The organism is Wohlfahrtiimonas populi, assembly GCF_002006795.1.
Lineage (GTDB): Bacteria > Pseudomonadota > Gammaproteobacteria > Cardiobacteriales > Wohlfahrtiimonadaceae > Wohlfahrtiimonas > Wohlfahrtiimonas populi.
In genome coordinates, this window is sequence record NZ_MVDN01000072.1 from 1 (window position 1) to 301 (window position 301).

General features: G+C 31.6%; 1 protein-coding gene. It reads right to left on the reverse strand.

The features are described from left to right. Positions 1-301, reverse strand: a 301-nt coding sequence (locus tag BZK16_RS14430; RefSeq protein ID WP_158076883.1) for a hypothetical protein, incomplete at both ends; no start/stop codon positions are given.

The following is a 301-nucleotide window of genomic DNA, read 5'->3' on the forward strand; positions in this document are numbered from 1 at the left end:
AATTTACCTAGAAGCATTCTATCCCCATTAATGTAGTAATTAAAATTTTGTACCTTATGGAAATCCATTTGATGATCTTGATTACCTATATTCATAACAGCACCATTCTTACCACTTTCTATACTGAAATCTGATCTATTGGAGGATAAGTTGAGTTGATTTTCATCTCGTGAAGGCTGTGCATGCTCTGTTTTAATAGTTGTTTTTTCAAATTTTTGATCTTTCCATTCTGAAAAATTTTCTATTTTACGAGCTTCATCAGCGCCTAATTCCTTAATTGCTTCAGCAATAATATTGCCAT